At 62.8% G+C, this 484-nt stretch carries 1 pseudogene; it reads right to left on the bottom strand.

Annotated features, from left to right (window positions below):
• Positions 1–484: pseudogene (locus ACTJLF_RS34715) on the bottom strand (non-ribosomal peptide synthetase); the annotation flags it as partial.

Here is a 484-nt window from a genome sequence, read left to right as displayed (position 1 = left end):
CCCTTGCGTTGAGTTCGCCGTAGCTCAAGGTCTCTTCTCCGAACACCAGTGCGGGTGCTTCAGGGTGCTGCTGCGCCTGGCGCTCGATCAGGCGATGAACAGGTTCCGCATCGCCATGGCTTCGCTGATTCCAGCTCCACGCCGCAAGCTGCGAAAGTTCTTGCCCGGAAATCACCTGAACGTCAGATGCAAGCTGCTCCGAACGCGCTTCCAAGACTTCGACCACGCCACGGAGCGTGGAATGCATATAGCCGCACACACGTTGCGCGTCCACGCGCTCGCTGATCTGCGCCACCAACTCGAAGCCTTTGCCCAGATCGTCCACGGACATGACGAACGGATAGTTGGTCCGCTCCTCGCCGCCCAGTACCTCCATGCCCTCCCAGGCGATGCTGGCTTTCTGCTCTTCGCCAGCCTCGGGCTCCGGGCTGTACCGGTAGTTCAGCAGCGCCGAGAACAGCGGCGTGCCCCCCGGCAGCGCACT

This window comes from Variovorax sp. 22077 (assembly GCF_052044195.1).
Lineage (GTDB): Bacteria > Pseudomonadota > Gammaproteobacteria > Burkholderiales > Burkholderiaceae_C > Variovorax > Variovorax atrisoli.
This window is presented reverse-complemented; position numbering and strand designations above follow the sequence as displayed.